Genomic DNA, 20,693 nt, shown 5'->3' on the forward strand with positions numbered 1-20,693 from the left:
TCCGGCTACGCCGTCGGCTCCGATGGGTCCCGTGGGACCGACCGGGCCCTGCGGACCCTCGGCTCCCGCGGGTCCCGAAGGTCCGGGCAGCCCGTCCAGCCCGTCGAGACCGGCGGCTCCCTCCGCTCCCGGCGCGCCGTCCGCGCCAGCCGGACCGGCCGGACCGGGGAGGCCCGGCGCACCGTCGGCGCCCGCGAGGCCGGAGGGACCTTGAGGACCCTGGGGACCTTCCGGCCCGGTGGGTCCGGGTGAGCCGTCGGCGCCCGTGGGTCCCGTGGGCCCGGCCGGTCCCTGGCGGCCTTCCGGTCCGACGGGGCCGGGCGCGCCGTCGGCGCCGTCCGCGCAGGAGGGGCCGCGCTGCCCCTGGGGACCCTCCGGCCCGGCCGGGCCCTGCGCGCCGTCGGCGCCTTTCGCGCCCTCGGGGCCGGGAGGCCCCTGGGGGCCCTGGCCACCCGTGGGGCCGGACAGGCCGGGCGCGCCGTCGAGGCCCGCGAGGCCCGCCGCACCGGGCACGCCCTGAGGGCCTGCCGGGCCCGCCGGACCCGGGGCGCCTCCCGCACCCGCGGGGCCCGCCGCTCCGGCCGCACCCTGGGCGCCCGGAGGTCCGGGCAGACCGGCAGGACCGGGTGCGCCGTTGGCGCCCGCCGGGCCCGTCCGGCCCGCCGGGCCCTGGACACCGGCCGGTCCCATGGGTCCGGTGGGGCCCGGCGCTCCCGCCGGACCGGCCGGTCCCTGGGGCCCGGGGGGACCCGGGATGTCGATCAGAGGGCGCGACCCCTTGGGCGCGGACGTCCCGCTGGGCGCTCCCGCCGGATCCGGCGGATCGGCGGACCTCGTCGCGACCCGTTTGCTCACCGGCTCTTTCGGCTCCGCGAGGTCGCCCGGCCACGCCGTGCCTTTCGCGGTGGCCTGGCCGCGAGGCTCGGACCGGGCGCGCGGGCATCCCCAGTGGCCGAGCCGGCACGCGCATCGCGCGCCCCGGAGGCCGGAACAGGTGCTCCCCGTCCGAAGGCGCGGTTTTCCGAGGGCGTCGGCGAGATGGCGGCCAACGAGGGCGGTGACGAGGTCCGACGGCGGGTTGAGCCGGGCGGTGTTCGTCTCCATGGTCGAGGCACCGGCGGGTGTCTGGCACGATGCCGCCAGAAAGGCTCCGGCGATCGTCGCCATGGCCGCCCACGCCTGGGCGCGCCCGCCGGGCTTCGAGAAAGAAATCCTTTTATTGCCGCTGTGAGTCATCTTTTCCGTTTTACTCGCTGTTCTGAGGAGTTGGGATATCAACACCAAAATGGTGACCAGCGGTAATTACCCAGTGGAATAAAAGATGACGCGGCGGCTTTTCCAGTAAATCTTAAATTGAGATAAAGGTGACTCCAAATGCGCGGCCATCGCTTTTGGGGAGTAGTGCGCTGATTCGCGCCCGGTGCCGTCCAGGGGTCAGCGGGCCGCCAGCCGGTTCGCCTCGTCCTTGGAGACGGTGTACGAGGCCCCGCAGAAGGTGCACTGCATTTCGTGCCTCGTCCGTACCGGGAACAGCGGGATGAAGAACAGGCTGAACTTGGTGACCCGCCGTGACAGCACCTGTGCCGCCGCGTTGCCGCAGTTGCGGCAGACCAGGGTGACGACCCCGAGCCGGTGGGCCACCGTACGCAAACCGAAGATGAGCATCATCCAGACATACCCGATACGGGGCCGCTATTCCCCGTGCTTCATCACCCCTTGTCCGCGCCCTCGTTGGCGCCTCGGATGAAGTAGCGCTGGAAGATCACGAAGATGATCGCGACCGGGATGGTCGCGAGCACCGCCGCGCCGAGCTTGAGCGGATACTGGGTGCCGCCCCCGAGGGAGCCGCTGACCAGGTCGGCCAGGCCGCGCGGCAGGGTGAAGAGGCTGGGATCCTGGACGGCGACCAGGGTGTGCGGGAACTCGTTCCAGCTGCTCTGGAAGGAGATGATCGTCAGGGTGATGACGGCGGGGCGTCCCATCGGCAGCACCACCGACCAGAAGATGCGGAAACGGCCCGCCCCGTCGATCCGCGCCGCCTCCTCCACGCTCACCGGGATCGACTCGAAGAACTGCTTCATGATGAACACCCCGGCCGCGTCCGCGATGATCGGCAGGATCAGCGCGGTGTAGCTGTCGTAGATGCCGAGCTGGTTCAGCACCAGGAACTTCGGGATGAACAGCACCACCCCCGGGACCGCGATGATCGCGACGATCGAGGTGAAGAGCGCCTTGCGCCCCCGGAAGCGCAGCCGGGCGAGCGCGTACCCGGCGAGGGAGTCGAGGAACACCCGGCCGACGGTGATGACGACGGTCACCAGCACCGAGTTGGCCAGCCACAGCGGCATGCCGGTGTCGACGAAGACGCGCTCGAAACCGGCGAGCGTCGCCGGGTGCGGGATCGGCGAGAGCGGGTTGGCCGTGGCGTCGGGCTCGGTCTTGAACGAGTTGGCGACCTGGATGACGAACGGATAGAGGAAGACCAGCGAGAAGAAGACCAGGACGGCGTACCCGCCGAAAGTGGAGAACAGTGAGCGGATGCCCCCGCCCGCCCCCTCCGGACGGGCGGGGGCGGGACGGGTCTTGGCCGCGGACATCATGCCCTCCTCTGGCGTGGCGCGCGGGGTTTCGCGGACCCGCCGTCCTTGGTGTCCCTGTCGCGCATGACCCACCGCTGGAACGCCGCCAGCACCACGATGAGCACGAACAGGACGAACGAGATGGCGGCGCCGGAGCCGTAGTCCAGCTCCTTGAAAGCCGTCTGGTACGACAGGAAGGCCGGGGTCAGGGTTGTCTTGGCGGGTTTGCCCTGACTCATCACGTACACCTGGTCGAAGACCTGCCAGGTGGCGATCAGGCCGAGGGTGAGGACGAGGAACATGGTCGGCTTGAGCATCGGCAGCGTCACGTAGCGCAGACGCTGGCGGGAGGTGGCGCCGTCCAGCATGCTCGCCTCCTCCAGGGTCACCGGGATGTCCTGGAGGGCGGCGAGGAACATCAGCATGAACGTGCCCGAGGTGGTCCAGACGACCAGGATGATGATCGTGCACATGGCCACGCTGGGACCGGACAGCCAGTCCCACCACGACAGCCCGAACGGGCCGCCGCCGGTCAGCGCGTCGGGGGGCGCCTCGGGATCGACCAGTCCGACGGAGCCCAGCAGCAGGTGCAGCACGCCCCGCGCGTCGGAGAACCATGGGGGCCCGTGGACGCCGACCATCGCGAGCAGCTTGTTGACCGCGCCCGCGTTGCTGAAGATGAACAGGAACAGGACGCTGATCGCCACCGAGCTGGTCACCGAGGGAAAGAAGAACGCGGTGCGGAAGAAGGTCTTGCCCTTCAGCATCCGGCGGTTGACGATCAGCGCCAGGCCGAGTGCCAGGACCGTCTGGGCGGGCACCACGACCAGCACGTAGTAGAAGTTGTTGCGAAGGCTCGTCATGAAGTTCAGGCGGCTCAGGTCGTCCTTGGTGAACAGCTCGGTGTAGTTGTCCACGCCGACGAACGGCACCTGCGCCCGGAACGGGCTGCCCTGCCCGTTCCAGTCGGTGAGGCTCACCCACAGCGCCATCAGGATCGGCAGCACCATGAACAGGGTGAGGATCACCACCACCGGCGCCACGAAGAGCCAGCCCGCGATGTTCTCCCTGGCCTTGTCGCCAAGACGGCGCGCGGGACGCCGGGGTGCGGTCGTTGTCTCGGCCACGTCAGTCTCCCTTGCGTCCGGCGCGCGGCCCCCGAAACGTTCCAGGGGCCGCGCGCCGGTCTGACCTAGTTGCCGAGCGCGGCCTGTGTGTTCTTCTGCAGGTTCGCCAGGATCTTCTTGGGGTCACCCGCGGGCAACTGCTGGATCGCGGTGTCGAAGTCGGCCAGCACGCTGTCCATCTTGGGGGCGTTGACCGGCCCCTGGGCGTACTCGGCGCTGTCGACGAACGGCGCGTCCTCGGGGAAGGCCTGGACGAAGGCGTCCTTGGCCGACTGGCGCGAGGGCATCACGCCGAACGCCTTGGCGAAGGCCATCTGCTGGTCGGCCTTGGTCATCGCCTCGACGAAGGCGATCGCCTGCTCCTTGTACTTGCTCTTGGCGGCGATGCCCCAGCAGGTGGTGAAGGACAGGGTGCCCTTGCCCTTGGGACCGGCCGGAAGCTCGTGGGCGCTGTACTTGACGTCCGGGTAGTCGGCCTTCATCGCGCCCTTGATCCAGTTGCCCTCGATGGTCATCACGGCCTTGGCCTTGCCGAAGGCCTCCCCGCCCCAGCCCGCGTCCACCTGCTTGGGGAACTGGGCGAGCTTCTCCTTCAGCAGGCCCTGCACGTAGCTCAGGCCCGCGACGTTCTCCGGGGTGTCGGCGGTCGCCTTCTTGCCGTCGGGGCTGACGATCCAGCCACCGGCCTCCACCATGAACGCGCCGACCCGGTCGCGCGTGTCGCCGATGACCAGCGGGGTGACGTCCGGCTCCTTCTCCTTGAGCTTCTTGGAGACCGCGGTGAGCTGCTCCCAGGTGGTCGGCACGTCGGCGTCGGTGAGCCCGGCCTTCGCCCACAGGTCGTCGTTGACGATCAGCGACAGCGTGGAGAAGTCCTTGGGCGCGCAGTAGAAGGTGCCGTTGTAGGTGAACGTCTCGCGCAGGCCGGGGTAGAAGTCGGCGGCTTCGGAGATCTTGTCCGCGTACGGCTCCAGCGCGCCGACGCTCGCGTAGTCGGCGAAGCGCGCGGCGTCGACGTAGAACACGTCCGGCGGGTTGCTCCCGGCGAAGGCCTGGCCGAGCTGCTGGGTCAGGTCCTGGGCGGGGGTGATCGTCGCGGTGCTGCCCGAGGACGCCGACCACGTCTTGGCGGCCTCGCGCAGCGCGTTCGTCTCCGCGTCACCGGAGGAGCCGATGAGCACCTGCAGGCTGGCGGGCCCGCTGCTCTGCGGGGCGGCGCTCTGCCCGGCGGAGTCGTCGAAACCGCTGCCGCAGGCGGCCGTGGTCGCCAGGGTGCCCGCGGCGAGCGCGGCGAGTGCCGCGGTACGGAGGCTGTGCTGCTTGGTCGGCTGTTTCATCGTGCTTTTCCAATCTTCCCGGGGGGTGATCTGAAGGGTGGTCAGGTGGTCGTACGGTCGTGCGGCTACGTGGTCATGACGACTGCCGGAGAACCAGGGACGGCTGGAGCAATACGTGCGTGCGGGGCCCACCGGCCTCGGGGTCGCCGAGGGCGCCGGGGGCGCGGGAGGTACCGGGGTCGCCGGAGTCACCGCCGGGGGAGGGCGGGTCGAACAGCCGGGTGAGCAGGCCGACGCAGCCGGACGCGGCCTCGGCCAGCGGCTGGCTGACGCTGCTGAGCCCCACCGCCTTCGCCACCGGCGTGTCGTCGAAGCCGATCACGCTGACCGGGAGGCCCTCCTCGCCGCCCGCCTGCCCCGCGACCGTGAGACGCCCCTCGGCCGTCAGGCGTCCCGAGGCGGTCAGCCGCCCCGAGGCCGTGAGGGAGCGGACGGCGTGCAGCGCGCCGAGGGCGAGCGAGTCGCTGGCGCAGACCAGCGCGGTGATCGGCCGCTCGGCGCGCAGCAGGTCGCGGGCCGCCTTCTCGCCGTCGGCCACCCCGTCGTCGGTGGCCTGGTCCAGGCCGGCCGGGTCGATCCCGGCGGCGACGAGGGTCCTGGCCCAGCCGGACCTGCGGTCGTCGCCCACGCCGGAGCCGGGCGGCCAGCCGAGGAACCCGATCCGCCGGTGACCGGTGTCGAGCAGGTGGCGGGTGGCCGCCGCGGTGCCCGCCGCGCCGTCCACGTCGACCCACGGGTGCCACGGATCACCGGGGGCGTCCGGGATTCCCGGCTCCCCCCAGGGCCGCCCGAACGTGACGAACGGCAGCCGCCGCTCGCGCAGCCACGCGGGACGGCCGTCGCCGTAGTAGGTGCTGGCGAGCACGAAGGCGTCCGGCTCGTGGCTTCCGACCAGCTCGTCGAAGGTGTCGATCTCCGCACGCTCGTCGTCCGCGGCGTAGAGCAGGATCCGGTATCCGGCTCGGGCGGCCGAGGCGGTGAGCCCGTGCAGGAACCGGTCCAGCACCGAGCCGTTGATCCCGTCCCGGTCCGGCTGGATGCGCGTGGCGATCAGCCGCGAGCGGCCGGTCCGCATCTGCCGCGCGGCCTGGCTGGCCCGGTAGCCGAGCGCCTCGATGGCCTCCCGCACCCGGTCGCGGGTCTCCTCGCGGACCAGCTCGGGGCTGTTGAGCACGTTCGACACCGTCTGGCGCGACACCCGGGCACGACGTGCGACGTCGGTAATCGTCACCTTCGTGGCCATATGTACCTTTCCGAGGGTTTGAACGTTCAAAGGGGGATGAGGCATGATTGGATCGTTCAAGTAAACGGAGCGTAATGGTTGGATCGTTCAAGTAAAGAGAGTGTTTCGCAATGTGCACCCCCCGGCCGTCGTCTGTCAAGGCGTCACCGGCCCGACACGATCCCAGGGAGCCAGTCGTGTTCGACGACGCCTCATCCCCCACCACCCGGGTGGACACGGTGGCCGGTTCCACCGCGGCCTACCGCCTCCAGCCACTGCTGCACGACCTCGTCAGCACCGTGCTGGCGCCGACCGTCGCGCTGAGCGACGGCGACGGGCAGATCCGCCCGGCCGGTGTCCAGGGCGTGTTCCACGCGGACTCCCGCGCCCTGTCGCAGGCCACCCTGACGATCGACGGCCGCGAGCTTGAGGCCGTCGGCCACGCCCCGCAGGGGCCGGGCGCCACCAGGTTCGTCCTGCTGGCCCGCTGGCTGGGTGATCCCGTCCCCGATCCCACTGTACGGATCGAGCGGTTCCGGCAGGTGATACCGGGTGGCCTGGAAGAACGTGTCGAGATCGTCTCCAGCGCGACCGTACCCGTCACCGCCGTCGTGAGCCTGGAACTGGGCTGCGACTTCGCCCCCATCGAGGTGGTGAAGTCCGGCGGCGACACCGCCGAGGCCGCGCCGGAGCGCACCGCGCCCGGCGAGATCTCCTGGACCTCCGGCGGCGTCCGGGTCGTGGCGACCGGCACGGACGCGCGGGCCGAGTCCACCGGGTACGCCCGCACGGGTTTCCTGCACTGGCCGGTCGAGCTGGCACCCCGCGGCCGGGTCACCCTCTCCTGGCGGGTCGAGGTGCACGACCCCCAGGCCGTGGTGACCGCGCCCGACCACCCCGCCGAGTGGGCGGCGGGGGAGGCGGCCCCCCGGGTCGTCGCCACCGACCACCGGCTGAGCAGGCTCTTCGAGCAGTCCATGGACGACCTGCGCGCGCTGCGGCTGGCCGAGACCTCCGCCCCCGGCGACACCTTCCTCGGCGCGGGGGTGCCCTGGTTCCTCACCCTCTTCGGCCGCGACAGCATCTGGGCCGCCCGCATGCTCCTGCCGCTCGGCACGGACCTGGCCATGGGCACCCTGCGGGTACTGGCCCGCAGGCAGGGAACCAAGATCGACCCAGGCTCCGGCGAGGCCCCCGGGAAGATCCTGCACGAGCTGCGCCGCCACGAGTTCGCGGTCGAGGGCAACGGCCTGCACCTGCCCGCCGCCTACTACGGCACGATCGACGCCACCCCGCTGTGGATCAGCCTGCTGCACGACGCCTGGCGCTGGGGCGCCCCCGCCGAGGAGATCGCCGCGCTGCTGCCCCACCTGGAGGCCGCCCTCGGCTGGCTCGGCGGGCACGCCGACCCCGACGGGGACGGTTTCATCGAGTACGTCGACACCAGCGGCCGGGGCCTGGCCAACCAGGGCTGGAAGGACTCCGGCGACGCGCTGCGCTTCCACGACGGCCGCCAGGCCCAGCCGCCGATCGCCCTGGTCGAGGTGCAGGGCTACGCCCACCAGGCGGCCCGGCAGGGCGCCGACCTGCTGGAGGCGTTCGGCCGTCCCGGCGCGGACCGCTGGCGCGAGCACGCCTCGGCACTGGCCGAGCGCTTCCGGGCCCGCTTCTGGGTGGAGGGGCCGAGGGGGAGGTTCCCCGCCCTGGCCCTGGACCGGGACAAGCGCCCGGTCGACGCGCTGACCAGCAACATCGGGCACCTGCTCGGCACCGGCCTGCTCACCGGGGAGGAAGAGGCCGGGATCGCCGACCTCCTCGTCTCCCCGGAGATGGCCGGTGGCTTCGGCCTGCGCACGATGTCGGCGGACGCGGGCGGCTTCAGCCCGCTGTCGTACCACTGCGGGTCGATCTGGGCGCACGACACCGCGATCGTGGTCGCCGGGCTGGCCCGCGCCGGGTTCGCCACGCACGCGGCGACCCTCGCCGAGGGACTGCTCGCGGCGGGCGAGACGTTCGGCTACCGGCTGCCGGAGCTGTACGGCGGCGACGACCGCTCGGCGCTCGGGCGCCCGGTGCCCTACCCCGCCGCCTGCCGCCCGCAGGCGTGGTCCGCCGCCGCCGCGGTGACCGTCGTGCACGCGGCCCTCGGCCTCTACCCCGACGTGCCCGGGGGCCGGATGCTGCTGCGCCCGCTCGCCGGTGCCCCCCTGGGCGCGGTCTCCGTACGCGGCCTGCGGGTCGCCGGGGCGGAGGTGAGCGCGGCCGTCGACCGGGACGGCGAGGTCGTCGTGACCGGCCTGCCCGGGGGAATCTCCACCGAGCGGTCCTCGACCTGAGCCGGACGCGCCCACCGGACCGCCGGGGCGGGGGCGTCCGGGCCTTCCCGGGGTGGCCGCCGCGCGGGGTGCCGGTCGTCCGGCGACGGGACACCCGGGCCGGGCTCGGGGCGGGTGACCGCTGACGCCACGGCGCGCGTCGTCTGCCGTCGGCGGCGGGTCGGCGGGTCGGCGGTGGGCCAGCGATGGGTCAGCGGTGGGACGCCTCAGCCCAGGTGGCGGCCGAACCAGTCCAGGACGCGCCGGTACGCCTCGGTGGCGGCACCGGCGTCGTAGCGAGGGCCGGTGTCGTTGAAGAAGGCGTGGTCGACGCCGGGAAACGTCACGATCTCGTGCTCCAGGCCCGCCCTCTCCAGGGCGGTCCCGGCCTCGTCGCGGGTGGCGTTGACCCGGTCGTCCCGCTCGGCGTAGATCGCGAGGACGGCGGCCCTCGACCCGGAGAGGTCGGCGTTGTCGGGGAGCGGGCCGTAGAACGGGACGGCCGCCGACAGGCGAGGCTCGTCCGAGGAGAGCAGCAGCCAGGTCATGGCGCCGCCGAAGCAGAAACCGGTGACGCCGAGCCCCTTGCCGGGGGCGCCCCGCTCCAGCTCGCCCAGGGCGGCCTTCATGTCCGAGACGAAGCGTTCGGACGAGATGCTCCCCAGTGCCGCGGTGGCTCGCGCCGGGTCCTCGAAGGAGGCGGTCCCGCCCTCGCGGGAGAGCAGGTCGACGGCGAGCGCGCAGTAGCCGTCGGCCGCCAGGCGCCCGGCCACCGACCGGATGTGGTCGGTGAGCCCTCGGTTCTCGTGGATGACCAGCACCGCGCCCCGAGGGTCCGCGGGCGCCGCCCAGGCGCCCCGGAGGGTGACACCGCTCTCGGCGCCGGGAAAGATGATCTCCTCGGTCGGCAGGGGAGGCGGGTCCGCGGGCGAGGCCCCGTCTGAGGGCGCGGCGGACGCCGTCGCCGTACCGGATCCCGTGGCGGCCGGTGTGCCGGGTCCTGCGCTGAGCCTCGTACCGGATCCTGTGGCGGGTCCCGCGGTGGCCGGTGTGCCGGGTCCCGTGGTGGGGCTCGTACCGGATCCCGTTATGGGTCCCGTGGTGGCCGGTTTGGTCGTGTTCCCTCCACCGGCTCCCCAGGCCGTGAGCAACGCGCCCGCGGCGGGGGCCGCCAGTCCGAGCAGGGTCAGGCGGTGCAGCGCCTCGCGCCGGGGGATGAGCCCTTCCGCGTGGTCGACCGCGACCTCCTCCGCGAGGTACCGGTGAAAAGACGTCACCAGCACACGGTAGGACCGGCCGGTGAAAGCCACGGCAAAGCCGGGCCACGCGCCGTCACCCGGTGGAGACCCTCGTGACGACGGTCCACGCGCCCGTGCGCGTACCGAGGGCCATGTGACCGACACCCTCGCTCCCCCGACAATCCACGTGCCCGTGAACATACCTTTTGTCGCCGCCCGGCAGGTTCGCCGGTGTGGAGACCCTTCTCGCCCCGGCGGGAGGTCGTTATTTCGGATGAATACCATTCCCATAAATAGTTGTGTCCTTTATTTGAGGTCAGAAATTTCCCGCCTTTCTGGTGCACACTGAGCGCGTCACATCAGGTGGGCGAGAGGACGGGAATGGTCATTGTCGAGGTCGAGGGACGTGCCGGTTCGACGCCGATCCAGATCGCCGTCGAGGAGGCGCCACGATCGGACCTGTCCGACGTCTACGGCGGGGAGTCGACGCGCGACGTGCGGGAGAAGGTCCTCAAGCTCGCACGACCGCTCTTCTCCGAGGCCATCGACCTCGTGGGTTCGTGCGCGGAGGAGGTGAAGCGGCGGCTGGACTCGATGCCGGAGGAAACCCGCCCGGACGAGCTGGAGACGCGGTTCGCGGTGAAACCGGACGCGAAGTTCGGGGCGGCCATCGTGGAGACCGCGAGCGGGGCCCGGCTTCAGGTGATTCTCCGCTGGAAGGGCCGAAGTTCGTGAGCGACCGGCCTTTCTTTCCTCTTCTTCCCTGCGCTTACATCGTCGGCCAGGACCGGTTTCGCCGGATGCTGGAGATCGCCTATGTGATGCCGTCCATCGGCGGGGTGCTGGTCAGCGGAGAACGGGGTACGGCGAAGTCGACGATGGTGCGCGCCTTCGCCCGGATGATGTACGGCGAGCTGCCGGTGACGCTGCCCATCAACGCGACCGACGACCGGGTGCTCGGCGGCTGGCAGATCGACGCCCTGATGAGAGGCGAGCCCCGCCCGCAGCCGGGACTGCTGGAGAGCGCGGACCGGAAGCTGCTCTACATCGACGAGGTCAACCTGCTGGACGACCACGTCGTCAACATCATCCTCGACGTGGTCTCGACGGGCCTGCTGGTCGTCCAGCGCGACGGCCTGGACCGGCCGGAGATACCGGTCTCGTTCACCCTCGTCGGCACCATGAACCCCGAGGAGGGCGGGCTGCGCCCGCAGCTGCTCGACCGGTTCGGCCTGCTGGTGCCGATCCACGCGGAGTCCGACCCGGACGTACGCCGCGACATCCTCATGACCGTGCTGCGGTTCGACGAGGAGCGCCAGCGCCCGGACTCGGCGTGGCTGGATCGCGGCGCCGAGCTGGATCGCGAGCGCCGCCTTCAGGTCGAGGCCGCGCGCCTGGCCGTCACGGACGTGCCGTTCACCGGGGAGGACGCGTCCCTGTGCGCCCGGATCGCCACGGAGTTCGAGATCGCTGGTCACCGCGGGGAGATCGTGATGGCGCAGGCCGCGCGGGCGGCGGTCGCCCTCGAAGGCCGTACGGAGGTCACCCCCGGCGACATCGGCGCGGTCGCGCCGTACGCGATCATGCATCGGCGCCCCGAGGCCGCCTACGGCGAGAGCATCGCCTGGAGCGACAAGGACGTGGAGCGGCTCGACCGGATTCTCGCGAAGGGATAGCCGTGGACGTCCGCGAACGGGTGGCCACCGCGCTGGCGTGCGCGGCCCTGGACCGCGGGCTGTCCGGGGTCCTGCTGTTCGACCTGGATCCCGAACTCGCCACGCCGCTGGCCCGGTGGCTCGCCGATCTGCTGGGCCGTGCCGACGGCGTCAGCGTGCTCGGCTCCACGACGTCCGAGGACGACCTGTGGACCCGGATCCGCCCCGGGCCCGTGGACGGAACGGGGTTTCGCTGGGCCCCCGGCCCGCTGATGGACGAGGAGGGTCGGCCCGGCGTGATCCTGGTCCCCGATCTCGCGAGGCTCAGCCAGGCCGGTGTCCGTGCCGCCGTCACCACGGTCGCCGCCGACGTCGCCCACCTGGAACGCACCGGACGGCACCTGTCCTGGATGCCGGAGAGCCGGTGGCTGGCCTGCTGCCGCCGGGACGACGTCGGACGGCTCTCGCCCCACCTGCTGGACCGCTTCGCCGTACGGGTCGACGCCGAGGGGCTGCGTGGCCCGCTGGACGACGCCGACCCCCTCTGGCGCCGGGCGCTTCGCTCGGCCCGCTCGGGCCGGTCGCCGGGCCTCTCGCTCGCCGCCGCCGACCGGGTCCTGCACCGTTTTCCCCAGACCGGAGCCGGGACGCGCCGTGAGCTCGCCCTCGCCAGGACCGGCCGGGCACTGGCGGCGCTGCGTGGAGCGTCCGTGGTCGAGGCGGAGCACGTCGACGACGCCGCCCGGCTCATCGGGCTGCTCGCGGCGGCGCCCGGCGACGACCCCGAGACCGCACGGCCGGGTAGGGACGGAGACCCCGTCACGCGTGACCGGGCGGGATCCGGCCTCGCCGGGCAGGTCGTGCGGGAGGTGGGCGCCGCACCGGCCGGGCCCGAGATCCTGGCCGCCGTCCCGCTCGGGGAGACACCGGCGACCGGCGACCCGTACCCGGAGGACCGCGCGGATCCGCAGCACGACGGTGAGTCCCTGCGCTCGCCCCGGCGGCGCCGTGCCGAGGACGGCCCCGCGCGCGGGCACGCGATCGGCGCCGGGCCTGCCCGCACGGTGCGCGACATCGCCCTCGTCCCGACCCTGCTGGTGTCGGCGAAGTTCCAGACGGTGCGCTGCCGGGACCACTACGCCCTCGCCCGCGCCGGAACGGCCCACCCGCTGCACATCCTGCCCGCCGACCTGCACAGCCACCGCCGGGCACCCCGCCCTGGACGGCTGCTGGTGCTGCTGCTCGACCACACCTGCCGGGGCGGCTGGGACTGGCACGCCACCCTCGCGCCCTACCTGAGCTGGGGCTATGCCGCGCGGGCCGCCGTCGGCGTGGTCGAGGTGGGGGCGGCGGACGCCCCCGACGAGGTCCGCGCACAGTGCTTCTCGGCGCGCAACCTGCTCGATCCCCGGGTCGAGGAGGCCCTGGAACGCCCACCGGGCCTGGCCACGCCGCTCGCGCACGGGCTCGCCCTCGCCACGCGGCTGCTGCGGCACGACACCCAGCACGGCGACGCGACCGTGGACGAGGCGCTACTGCTCGTCGTCACCGACGGACGCGCCAACGTACCGCTCGACGCCAGCCGGACGCGGCGCCCACCGGCCGGGCGGGTCGGCCGCCAGGGTGTCGAGGACGCCCTCGCGGCGGCGGCGGACATCGGCAGGCTGCGCCGGGTACGCAGCGTCGTGGTCGACCCGGGCCCCCGGCCGTACGCCCACCTCACCGCGGAGCTGGCCCGGGCTCTCGGCGGTTCGGTCGTGCCCGGCCCGGGGGGCGAGGGGGCGGTCGATGGCTGAGCGACACCGCCGCTTCGTCGACGCGATCTTCCGCGGCCCCCGTACCACCCCGGCCGCCCACGGCCCGCCCGCCCCGTCGCGGCCGGTCCCTCCCGTACGGGAGACACCGGGGACGCCGGGGACGCCGGAGACAGGGCAGGGGCAGGTCTTCGACGCCTTCGCCACCGATCTCGGCGAGGGGCTCCCGACCGCGATGGCGCTGCTCGTGGTCATCCCGGTCCGGCGACCGGAGGGCGCGGGCTTCCGGCTGCGCGCGGTCTGCTGCTGCGGCGGGCCGGTGGAGTTCGGCGACGTCCACGGCCGCCCCGACCTGGCACTCGGGTCCATGGTCTCGGCGAACGGCCTGCTGCCCGTGGACGTGCTGAGCTCGATGCGGACCTGGTCGCGGACGAAGGTCGAGCTGATCCGCTGGCTCGACGCGCGGCGCGCGGCACACGGCGAGGACCTCCAGCTGGTCATCTGGGACCAGACCGGGTACGGCATCCCGTGGGAGCTGTTCTGGCTGGAACGGGCACCGAGATCGGGCAGGAGCGAGGGGTGGCTGGGCGGGCTGGTGACCGTCACCCGCTGGCTGTCCATCGCGACCGCCTGGGGCGAGGTGGTGCGGGACTACCGCTCGGAACACGACTGCAGGGGACCGGTCGCGGCCTACATCGCCGCCGGGATGGAGCACGACCACTCCGTGCTCGGCTCCTACCACGTCGAGCGCAGCGACAGCCTGCCCGGCCTCGCCAAGACCCTCCAGTCGTACGGCGACGCCCTGGCCATGGTGTACATCGCCTGCCACGGGACGTACGGCACGCGGCTGGCCGACTGCGTCCTGGACGGGGTCCCGCTGGACCGCTTCGATCCCCGGAGGTTCGACCGGCTGGAACCGGCGGCCACGTTCGTCTTCCTCAACGCCTGCCACTCCGGGGCCCTGGTCGACGACGAGGGACGGTTCAAGGACCGCACCCTCCGAGGGTTCGCCGAGGTCTTCCTGAGGTCCGGGGCGGCGGGAGTCCTCGCCACGAGCGGCGCCGTGGGCGACCGCGAGGCGCACGAGATGGCCGACCAGCTTCTGCGCCACCTCCGGGCCCATCCCGGCCGGTCGGTGGCGCGGGCGGTACGGGACCTGCGTGCCGAGATGGCCAGGCTGACCCCCGACGACCTGCTGGACGTCGAGGGGGCGGAGGCGAACAAGAGGCTGCTCCCCTTCCTGTACCGATTCATGTACGTCCTCTACGGAAGCCCGCGCACCGTCGTCTCCCCGGCCGGGAACGGAGGGAGCGAGTGACCCCCGCCGTCGTGATGCTGGAACCGGTCGTCACCTGGGCGCGCACGATGACACCCGGGCGCCCCTACCTGGTCGCGGTCGACCTGCGGCTCGCCGACCCACCCGGAGGGGACTGGCCGTACGAGAAGGAGGAGTTCGCCTTCACCTGCGTGCTCGACGGCTCGGAGTCGTTCACCGTGAACGCCGTTCACGACGCCAGCGTCGTGCTCCACCGTTTCGGCGGGTCGTACGGCCCCGCCGAGTTCGTCGTCACCCCGCTCGCCGAGCCCGGCCGCCACCCGCTCATGCTCACGATCGTCACCTCGCGCGGTGTTCCGGTCCGGACGATCGAACTCCCGGTGGACGTGGGGCGGGCCGACGAGGAGCGAGAACCGACGACGTCCCGCCCGGTCCCCGTCCCGGAACGGCCGGGCGCGGATTCCCCACCGGCCGAGGACTCCGTGCCCAGCCGGAGGCTCTGCTTCGCCATGGACATCGCGTATTTCAGCATCCGCGACGCCGTGCTGCAGGGGCTGGCGCATGTGCGGTTGTCCCAGGTGGTGGCCATGGCATGCGAGGAGGCGGGAGTCGATCCCGCCGCGATCGATCGTCAGGATATGGGGGACGGGCTGCTGGCCGTCATGCCGCCGGACACCGACGAGGCGGTCGTACCGGGCCTCATCCGGGGATTCGAGCGGGCGCTTGGGAAGGTCAACAAGGGGGCCGACACGGCCGAGAGGCTCCAGTTGCGTGTCGCGTTCGACGAAGGGCCGGTTCTCAGCGGAGCCTCGGGGTACGCCGGGTCGGCCGTCGTGCGTGTGACGCGGTTGCTCGACTCCGCCGAACTGAGGGAATCCCTGGAGTCCAGCCCGTGGAGCGACCTCGCGGTCATCGTCTCCGAAGCGCTCGGCCGGGCCGTACCGCTGGACCGCCATCAGAGCCGAAGATCCACCCAAGTGCGTGTCGAACGGCCCTCCAAGGGTTTCTCGGCGTCGGCCTTGCTGCTGGTGCCGGAGGTCCGGGAGGAGATCGTGGAGGTGTTCGCCAGGCTTCTTCCCTCCCAGGATGACGTGGTGCGAATCCTTGACCAGCTTGGGTTCTCCCGCGCCAGGATTCCCTTCAGGATCTCCCAACCGGCGGAGTTCTGGAGGGAGGTCATAGAGGATCTCAACAGCGGGAACGTCCGGGAGGGCCTCAGACGGCTGGTGGGCGAGGTAAGCCGGTGGTTTCCCCTCAACGAAGACCTGAGGCGGCTGCGTGCCGAGTTCGGCGACGCCCCTCCGGAGGAGGAGCCGGTGGACGAGGATCGCCTCCGGTGGATCTCGAACCGGGAACGGGAGATCCTCCGGCTCGTTGTGGTGGGGCTCAGCAATCGGGAGATCTCCCACAGGCTGTCGATCTCCCAAAGAATCGTCGATTCGCGCCTGAGCACCATCTACAGGAAACTCGGGGTCTCCAATCGGAGGCAGGCGATCGACCTCGCCCGAAGAGAGGGCCTCCACCCCCCACCGTGAATGATTGGCGCAGGTGGGGAGGGGTAGGGGCCGGGTGTGACGTGGGGGAGGAAGATCTCCCGCTGGCCGGTGATCCGGCAGCTCAGGGGAGAGGACGCCAGGGGCGACGCCGCGCGGTCGGCGCGTACCGACGCGTTGCGGCCCCGCACCGAGGAGGCTGACAGCGTCGCGCGGTCGATCTGCCCGTACTGCGCGGTCGGCTGCGGCCAGCTGGTCTACGTCAAGGACGGCCGGGTCACCCAGATCGAGGGCGACCCCGACTCGCCCATCTCGCGCGGGCGCCTCTGCCCCAAGGGCTCGGCGAGCAAGCAGCTCGTCACCCACCCCGGCCGTCAGACGCGCGTCCTCTACCGGCGGCCGTACGGCACCGACTGGGAGCCGCTCGATCTTGAGACGGCGATGGACATGATCGCCGACCGGGTGGTGCGGACCCGCAGGGAGACCTGGGAGCAGGAGCACGAGGGCAGGCCGGTCCGGCGCACCATGGGCATCGCGAGCCTGGGCGGGGCGACGCTGGACAACGAAGAGAACTACCTGATGAAGAAGCTCTACACCGCCCTCGGCGCGATCCAGGTGGAGAACCAGGCCCGTATTTGACACTCCTCCACCGTCCCCGGTCTGGGGACCAGCTTCGGGCGTGGCGGTGCCACGGACTTCCAGCAGGACCTGGCCGAGTCCGACTGCATCGTCATCCAGGGCTCCAACATGGCCGAATGCCACCCGGTGGGATTCCAGTGGGTGGTGGAGGCCAGGGCGCGCGGGGCGAAGGTGTTCCACGTCGACCCGCGTTTCACCCGCACCAGCGCGATCGCCGACCGCCACCTGCCGATCCGCGCGGGAAGTGACATCGTCCTGCTCGGCGCGCTGATCAACCACGTGCTCGTCAACGAGCTGGACTTCCGCGAGTACGTGCTCGCCTACACCAACGCCTCGGCGATCATCTCCGAGGACTTCAGGGACACCGAGGACCTGGACGGGCTGTTCTCCGGCTTCGACCCGGAGACACGCGCGTACGACCCGTCAAGCTGGGCGTACGAGGGAACGGAGCATGCGGCGTACGAAGGAACCGAGCGTGCGGGGCGTGTGGCGGGGGAGCACCTGGAGGGCGGCGCCCAGCACGCCGAGGCGGCGGGTCCCGAGGCGTACGGCTCCGGCGGGGCCGCCGCGCCGTCGAGGCCGCCCACCGACCCGACGCTGCGCCACCCGCGCTGCGTCTACCGGATCCTGCGGCGGCACTTCGCCCGCTACACCCCGGAGATGGTGTCGGAGCTGTGCGGCATCCCCCCGGAGGACTTCGCCGAGCTGGCCGGGGCGATCACCTCGAACTCGGGCAGGGAGCGCACCACCGCCTGGGTGTACGCGGTCGGCTGGACCCAGCACAGCGTGGGCGCGCAGTACATCCGCACGGCCGCGATCCTGCAGCTGCTGCTGGGAAACATCGGCCGTCCCGGCGGCGGCATCATGGCGCTGCGCGGCCACGCCAGCATCCAGGGCTCCACCGACATCCCCACCCTGTTCAACCTGCTGCCCGGATACCTGCCGATGCCCCACGCCCACCGGCACGAGGGGCTCGACGACTACCTGGCCAAGGCCGGGGCCGACACCGGCTTCTGGGGCAGGAAGCGCGGCTACATGGTGAGCCTGCTCAAAGCCTGGTGGGGCGACGCCGCCACCGAGGAGAACGACTTCCGCTTCGACAACCTGCCCCGCCTGACCGGCGACCACGGCCACTTCACCACCGTGATGGGACAGATCGACGGCACCGTCAAGGGCTACTTCGTGGTGGGCGAGAACCCGGCGGTCGGCTCCTCGGGCGGCCGGGCGCAGCGCCTGGGCCTGGCGAACCTCGACTGGCTGGTCGTCCGCGACCTCACGCTGGTGGAGACGGCCACGTTCTGGAAGGACGGCCCCGAGCTCGAAACCGGGGAGACGCGCACCGAGGACATCGCCACCGAGGTGTTCTTCCTGCCCGCCGCGAGCCACGTGGAGAAGGACGGCACCTTCACCAACACCCAGCGGCTGCTGCAGTGGCGGGAGAAGGCGCTGGAGCCGCCGGGCGACTGCCGCAGCGACCTGGCGTTCTACTACCACCTGGGCAAGCGGATCAGGGAGCGGATGACCGACGACGAGATCGACCGGCCGGTCCGCGAGCTGACCTGGGACTACCCGGAGGAGGGCGAGCACGCCGACCCGTCGGCGCGGGCCGTGCTGCGCGAGATCAACGGCACAGGCCCCGACGGGCGGACCCTGTCGGCGTACACCGACCTCAGGTCCGACGGCTCCACCCGGTGCGGCTGCTGGATCTACTGCGGGGTGTACGCCGACGAGGTCAACCAGGCGGCCCGGCGCAGGCCAGGGAGCGAGCAGAGCAGGGTCGCGCCCGAGTGGGGCTGGGCATGGCCCGCCAACCGGCGCATCCTCTACAACCGGGCCTCCGCCGACCCCGAGGGCCGCCCGTGGAGCGAGCGCAAGGCCTACGTGTGGTGGGACCCCGACAAGGGAGAGAAGGGGGAGTGGACCGGCCTCGACGTGCCGGACTTCGAGCGGGACAAGCCGCCCGGCTACCTGCCGCCCGAGGGCGCCCTGGCCGAGGCCGCGCTGGCCGGGACCGACCCGTTCGTCATGCAGCCCGACGGCAAGGGCTGGCTGTTCGCCCCGGCGGGCCTGGCGGACGGGCCGCTGCCCACCCACTACGAGCCGCACGAGTCGCCGGTGCGCAACACGCTGTACGGGCGGCAGGCCAACCCGGCGCGCCGGACCTACCCGCGTCCCGAGAGCCCCTACAACCCGCCGGAGTCGCCGCGCTTCCCGTACGTGCTCACGACCTACCGGCTCACCGAGCACCACACCGCGGGAGGCATGAGCAGGCCGCTGGCCCACCTCGCCGAGCTGCAGCCGGAGCTGTTCTGCGAGGTGTCGACGGAGCTCGCCGCCGAGCTGGGACTCGTCAACGGGGGCTGGGCGACGATCGTGACGTCCCGCACCGCGATCGAGGCCCGCGTCCTGGTGACCGGTCGCGTACGCCCGCTGCGCGTGCAGGGCAGGACGATCCACCAGATCGGCCTCCCCTACCACTGGGGCTGGGGCGGCGGCGGCCTGGTGACCGGCGACGTCGTCAACGACCTGATGCCCCTCGTGCTCGACCCGAACGTCTTCATCCAGGAGGGCAAGGCCATGACCTGCGACCTGCGGCCCGGCAGGCGTCCTACGGGCAGGGCGCTGCTCGACCTGATCGAGGAGTACCGCGACGGCTGAGCGGACCGGGTTCCCCACCGAGGAACCCGATCACGAACGCACTGGATTCTGCAATCTTGTGCAATCTCCTGGCCCTCCGTTCCCGGCCCTCGCCACGCTGAGGTCATGACCTCGGTGGCCACCGAGACCGCCGGTGCCGGTGAGATCGGCGTTCTCATCGCGGACGAGGAGTATCGGGTGGGCCCGCACCGGGGAATCGTCTACGTGTACGACGCGAACGAGAAGGGACGACATGACTCCTCGCTGGACCACCCTCGCCGTCGCGGCCGCCACCGCCGCCGTCGCGGCGGGCGCCGTCAGCGCTCTCTACCAGAAGGCGGCCGAGCGTGCCGACATCCGGCGCTTCCCTCCCCCCGGCCGCCTCGTCACCGTCCGGGGCCGCCGCCTGCACGTACGGGCCGAGGGCGAGGGCGGCCCGACCGTCGTCATCCTGCCCGGCATGACCGACAACGGCCTGGGCTGGGCCGACGTCCGGCAGGGGCTGGCGCCCGGCCGGAGGGTGTGGCAGTACGACCGGGCGGGACTCGGCTGGAGCGAGGCCGCCCCCTGGTGGGAATGGCGCGACGCCTCGGCGCTCGCCGACGAGCTGCACGAGGTCCTGGAGGCCTCCGGAGAGCCCGGCCCCTACCTGATCGTCGGCCACTCGATGGGCGGGGAGATCGCCCGTTTCTACGCCGCCCGCCACCGCGACCGGGTCGCGGGGATGGTGCTGGTCGACGCGCCTTCCGAGCGCATGACCTGGATGGCCGAGGAGTTCGGCCAGGGGGAGTACGGGCCCCTGCGGTACTGGAAGCAAGCCTTCGGCTACGCCCTGACGCCGTGCGGCCTGGTCCGCGCCCGGCTGCGCCTGGCGATCCGGAACGGCCGGGAACCCAGCCTGCTGCGCCGGATCCGGCAGCGCGTCCCGGCCGAACCGGTCGAGCTGGCCCTGGCGCTGGAACTAACCAGCGGGCAGCGCCGCGCGGAGGTCCAGGAGGACCTGGGCCGGACCGGAGCCGTCACGGCACTGGAGGCCGAACGCACGCACTTCGGCGACATGCCGCTGACGGTCATCTCCAAGGCCCCGCACCCGGCCCCCGGCACCTACTACTACGAGTACTTCGCCAACCGGCCGCCGGACGTGGCCGAGCGCTACAACCGCGTCTGGGCGCGCATCCAGGCCGACCTGGCCGGTCTGTCCGACGACAGCACGCTGATCGTCGCCGAGCGGGCCGCGCACAACATCCAGGTCGACGAGCCCGAGCTGATCGTGAAGGCCGTCACCGACATGTGGCACAAGATCCGCGACCACCGGCAGCCGTAAACGGCGAACCAGGCCGACCAAGGCGCCCGGACCGACCGGGTCGATCAGCGAGACACGGGTTCTCTCCCGGTTGACGCGGGTGGGGGATCAAGGCCCC

Annotated in this window: 15 protein-coding genes; 9 read left to right on the forward strand and 6 right to left on the reverse strand. The window is 72.1% G+C overall.

The annotated features are described in order from the left end of the window. The first annotated feature begins 1,090 nt into the window (after window positions 1-1,090). On the forward strand, window positions 1,091-1,231 hold the full coding sequence (locus tag ACW9TB_RS24025; RefSeq protein WP_472750309.1) for a hypothetical protein: 141 nt from the start codon (window positions 1,091-1,093) through the stop codon (window positions 1,229-1,231). A gap of 203 nt (window positions 1,232-1,434) precedes the next feature. Here the strand turns inward: ACW9TB_RS24025 and ACW9TB_RS24030 are convergent, their stop codons facing one another. The 5 genes from ACW9TB_RS24030 to ACW9TB_RS24050 form a co-directional block, all read right to left on the reverse strand. Next, window positions 1,435-1,665, reverse strand: a complete 231-nt coding sequence (locus ACW9TB_RS24030; RefSeq protein WP_472750310.1) for a zinc-ribbon domain-containing protein — start codon at window positions 1,663-1,665, stop codon at window positions 1,435-1,437. Between the two features lie 44 nt (window positions 1,666-1,709). Further along, window positions 1,710-2,597: a carbohydrate ABC transporter permease gene (locus tag ACW9TB_RS24035; RefSeq protein ID WP_472750311.1), complete on the reverse strand. Its 888-nt coding sequence runs from the start codon at window positions 2,595-2,597 to the stop codon at window positions 1,710-1,712. Further along, on the reverse strand, window positions 2,597-3,706 hold the full coding sequence (locus ACW9TB_RS24040; RefSeq protein WP_472750312.1) for a carbohydrate ABC transporter permease: 1,110 nt from the start codon (window positions 3,704-3,706) through the stop codon (window positions 2,597-2,599). Before ACW9TB_RS24040 ends, ACW9TB_RS24035 begins: the two co-directional genes overlap by 1 nt. Before the next feature lie 65 nt (window positions 3,707-3,771). After that, window positions 3,772-5,043 (reverse strand): sugar ABC transporter substrate-binding protein, encoded by a 1,272-nt coding sequence (locus ACW9TB_RS24045; protein ID WP_472750313.1) that lies wholly within the window; start codon window positions 5,041-5,043, stop codon window positions 3,772-3,774. Between the two features lie 73 nt (window positions 5,044-5,116). Further along, entirely contained in the window at window positions 5,117-6,274 is a 1,158-nt protein-coding gene (locus tag ACW9TB_RS24050; RefSeq protein ID WP_472750314.1) for a LacI family DNA-binding transcriptional regulator, read from the reverse strand. Between the two features lie 188 nt (window positions 6,275-6,462). Between ACW9TB_RS24050 and ACW9TB_RS24055 the strand changes: the two genes are divergently transcribed. After that, window positions 6,463-8,601: an amylo-alpha-1,6-glucosidase gene (locus ACW9TB_RS24055; RefSeq protein WP_472750315.1), complete on the forward strand. Its 2,139-nt coding sequence runs from the start codon at window positions 6,463-6,465 to the stop codon at window positions 8,599-8,601. A gap of 206 nt (window positions 8,602-8,807) precedes the next feature. Here ACW9TB_RS24055 and ACW9TB_RS24060 read toward each other — a convergent pair whose 3' ends face one another. Next, window positions 8,808-9,857, reverse strand: coding sequence for a dienelactone hydrolase family protein (locus ACW9TB_RS24060; RefSeq protein WP_472750316.1), 1,050 nt, complete (start codon window positions 9,855-9,857; stop codon window positions 8,808-8,810). 342 nt (window positions 9,858-10,199) lie between these two features. Between ACW9TB_RS24060 and ACW9TB_RS24065 the strand changes: the two genes are divergently transcribed. The 7 genes from ACW9TB_RS24065 to ACW9TB_RS24095 all read left to right on the forward strand — a co-directional run bounded on the left by ACW9TB_RS24065 (window position 10,200) and on the right by ACW9TB_RS24095 (window position 20,596). Further along, complete coding sequence (locus tag ACW9TB_RS24065) at window positions 10,200-10,553, forward strand: CU044_2847 family protein (protein ID WP_472750317.1); 354 nt, start codon at window positions 10,200-10,202, stop codon at window positions 10,551-10,553. Then, entirely contained in the window at window positions 10,550-11,494 is a 945-nt protein-coding gene (locus tag ACW9TB_RS24070; protein WP_472750318.1) for an AAA family ATPase, read from the forward strand. The genes ACW9TB_RS24065 and ACW9TB_RS24070 overlap by 4 nt, the downstream gene beginning before the upstream one ends. 2 nt (window positions 11,495-11,496) lie before the next feature. Then, window positions 11,497-13,269, forward strand: a complete 1,773-nt coding sequence (locus ACW9TB_RS24075) for a hypothetical protein (RefSeq protein ID WP_472750319.1) — start codon at window positions 11,497-11,499, stop codon at window positions 13,267-13,269. After that, the gene (locus tag ACW9TB_RS24080) at window positions 13,262-14,545 is read left to right on the forward strand and encodes a CHAT domain-containing protein (RefSeq protein ID WP_472750320.1); all 1,284 of its coding nucleotides are present in this window, start codon (window positions 13,262-13,264) and stop codon (window positions 14,543-14,545) included. The genes ACW9TB_RS24075 and ACW9TB_RS24080 overlap by 8 nt, the downstream gene beginning before the upstream one ends. After that, the gene (locus tag ACW9TB_RS24085) at window positions 14,542-16,038 is read left to right on the forward strand and encodes a helix-turn-helix transcriptional regulator (RefSeq protein WP_472750321.1); all 1,497 of its coding nucleotides are present in this window, start codon (window positions 14,542-14,544) and stop codon (window positions 16,036-16,038) included. The genes ACW9TB_RS24080 and ACW9TB_RS24085 overlap by 4 nt, the downstream gene beginning before the upstream one ends. Window positions 16,039-16,074: 36 nt before the next feature. After that, complete coding sequence (gene fdh, locus ACW9TB_RS24090) at window positions 16,075-19,293, forward strand: formate dehydrogenase (RefSeq protein WP_472750322.1); 3,219 nt, start codon at window positions 16,075-16,077, stop codon at window positions 19,291-19,293. Between the two features lie 232 nt (window positions 19,294-19,525). Further along, window positions 19,526-20,596, forward strand: coding sequence for an alpha/beta fold hydrolase (locus ACW9TB_RS24095; protein ID WP_472750323.1), 1,071 nt, complete (start codon window positions 19,526-19,528; stop codon window positions 20,594-20,596). The last annotated feature ends 97 nt before the right edge of the window (window positions 20,597-20,693 follow it).

It is taken from the genome of Streptosporangium sp. H13245 (genome assembly GCF_055690525.1).

Coding starts and splice junctions, on each gene's coding strand:
- ACW9TB_RS24030 (WP_472750310.1), bottom strand. CDS start 1,665: ATGCTCATCTTCGGTTTGCGTACGGTGGCCCACCGGCTCGGGGTCGTC.
- ACW9TB_RS24035 (WP_472750311.1), bottom strand. CDS start 2,597: ATGTCCGCGGCCAAGACCCGTCCCGCCCCCGCCCGTCCGGAGGGGGCG.
- ACW9TB_RS24045 (WP_472750313.1), bottom strand. CDS start 5,043: ATGAAACAGCCGACCAAGCAGCACAGCCTCCGTACCGCGGCACTCGCC.
- ACW9TB_RS24065 (WP_472750317.1), top strand. CDS start 10,200: ATGGTCATTGTCGAGGTCGAGGGACGTGCCGGTTCGACGCCGATCCAG.
- ACW9TB_RS24080 (WP_472750320.1), top strand. CDS start 13,262: ATGGCTGAGCGACACCGCCGCTTCGTCGACGCGATCTTCCGCGGCCCC.
- ACW9TB_RS24095 (WP_472750323.1), top strand. CDS start 19,526: ATGACTCCTCGCTGGACCACCCTCGCCGTCGCGGCCGCCACCGCCGCC.